Origin of the sequence: Brachyspira sp. (genome assembly GCF_050873525.1) — a bacterium.
Classification (GTDB): Bacteria; Spirochaetota; Brachyspiria; order Brachyspirales; family Brachyspiraceae; genus Brachyspira.
Genome location: NZ_JBNMIZ010000327.1, coordinates 1 through 1823, shown reverse-complemented (window position 1 = coordinate 1823; position 1823 = coordinate 1). Strand labels below are relative to the sequence as shown.

3 protein-coding genes are annotated in these 1823 nt (G+C 27.6%); 1 reads left to right on the top strand and 2 read right to left on the bottom strand.

From position 1 onward, the window contains the following. Nucleotides 1–101 precede the first annotated feature (101 nt). Nucleotides 102–1115, top strand: coding sequence for an ABC transporter ATP-binding protein (locus ACR0QS_RS13085; protein WP_432633894.1), 1014 nt, complete (start codon nt 102–104; stop codon nt 1113–1115). A gap of 12 nt (nt 1116–1127) precedes the next feature. Here the strand turns inward: ACR0QS_RS13085 and vapC are convergent, their stop codons facing one another. Further along, nucleotides 1128–1544 carry a type II toxin-antitoxin system VapC family toxin gene (gene vapC, locus ACR0QS_RS13080; protein ID WP_432633893.1) on the bottom strand — a complete coding sequence of 139 codons (417 nt, stop codon included), beginning with the start codon at nt 1542–1544 and terminating at the stop codon, nt 1128–1130. Beyond that, the gene (locus ACR0QS_RS13075; RefSeq protein WP_432633892.1) at nt 1541–1723 is read right to left on the bottom strand and encodes a hypothetical protein; all 183 of its coding nucleotides are present in this window, start codon (nt 1721–1723) and stop codon (nt 1541–1543) included. Before ACR0QS_RS13075 ends, vapC begins: the two co-directional genes overlap by 4 nt. Nucleotides 1724–1823: the final 100 nt, after the last annotated feature.

Sequence of the window (1823 nt, the reverse complement as noted above, 5' to 3'; positions counted from 1 at the left end):
GTTTATAAATAATTTGAATATTTTAACTTATATTTGGAATTAAACAAAATTACCTTAAAACTATTATATAAATTTTTTCAATTTCAATATAAAATAAAACTATGAATAACGATATAATATTAAAACTGAAAAATGTAAAAAAATATTTCTATCCCAAAGTAAATATAATAGAAACTCTTTTGAAAAAGAATAAAGAAATAAAAGCGGTTGACGGAATTGATTTTGAAATAAAAAGAGGAGAGATACTTGCGATTATAGGCGAGTCGGGAAGCGGTAAAACAACGGTAGGAAAACTGATAATGAATTTAATCGCTCCAACCGAAGGAGAAATTTTATTTGAAAACGAAAATATAAATTCTTTCAAAAACGAGGAAATAAAAAATTATAGAAAAAAAGTTCAAATGATATTTCAAGACCCTTACGCTTCTATGAATCCGAGATTTAAAATTAAAGATATATTGAAAGAACCTTTATATATTCACAAAATCGAAGGAAACGAAGAAACTTATAACGAAAAAGTTATAAACGCTTTGAAAGATGTAAAAATAAGCGAAGAGTTTACCGAAGTTTATCCTCATATGCTTTCGGGCGGACAGCGTCAAAGAATAGCGACAGCGAGAGCTTTAATACTCAATCCAAAATTAGTCATCGCTGACGAACCCGTTTCAATGATAGATTTGTCGACAAGAGCGGAAATTCTTTATATGATGAAAGAACTTCAAGAAAAAAGAAATTTAAGCTATATTTATATTACGCATGATTTATCGACTGCAAGATATTTTGCCGACAGAATAGCCGTTATGTATTTGGGAAAAATAATAGAAATCGGAAACGCGGACGAGATAATAGATAATCCGAAACATCCTTATACAAAAGCCTTGATTGAAGCCGTCCCAGATATTTCGGCAGGCAGAGTAAATATTATAAAAGAACTTCCGATAAAAGGCGAGATTCCAAACGCGTCCGATATTCCCGCTGGATGTAGATTCCATCCAAGATGCATATACGCAAAAGAAGAATGTAAATTAAAATCTCCAGCTTTAGAAAATGTAGGCATCTTTCCGCATGTTGCGAACGACAATCATAAATCGGCTTGTTTATTTTTGGATATTTAATTTTTATAATATTTATTCAAATACAATTTTCATTTCCGTATTTTTGTAAATATTTTCAAAATCTTTATCGATAAAAAATAAATGCAAGTTATTTGCCAAAGCGTAAGATGCAATTAAACAATCAACCGACTTTCTAATAGTAATTCCTTTCTTTCTTAAACTTCTATACAAATTAACCGCTTCATTTGTAATAAACATAATATTATCGTTTAAAATATTGAAGTTTAATATAATTCTTTTTATTTTTTCGCATTTTTTATCGTCTCTTATGCCTTGAAGTATTTCCTGATATATAACGGGACATATAAAAATTTTTTCATCGTTTTCTATAAAATTTGCTAATAAATTTGAATGGATGGAATTTTTATTATTAAAAAAATCAATCCAAACGGAAGTGTCTACAAGAATGCCGTTTTTATATTTTATCATCTATCTTCTCTCATATCGTTAATATTTCCTTCCCAGATACAAGAGCCTTTATATTTTAAAATATCTTTGGCGCTGATTTTTTTCTCTTTTGATATTCCGATTTTTCTATAATCTCTTACTCTTAATATTTTGTCTTTTTTATTATAAGTTTCGTTTTTATCTAAATCTAATTTCAACATAAATTTTACCTCGCAATAATATTATATCAATAATATAATAAATTTAAATACTTTTTATTTTTATTTCATTAAATTTTTTCGGCAGACGATTTGTTTATCC

What these genes read in the sequence shown, in the direction of transcription:
- vapC (WP_432633893.1), bottom strand. Translation starts at nt 1,544, where the DNA reads ATGATAAAATATAAAAACGGCATTCTTGTAGACACTTCCGTTTGGATT.
- ACR0QS_RS13075 (WP_432633892.1), bottom strand. Translation starts at nt 1,723, where the DNA reads ATGTTGAAATTAGATTTAGATAAAAACGAAACTTATAATAAAAAAGAC.
- ACR0QS_RS13085 (WP_432633894.1), top strand. Translation starts at nt 102, where the DNA reads ATGAATAACGATATAATATTAAAACTGAAAAATGTAAAAAAATATTTC.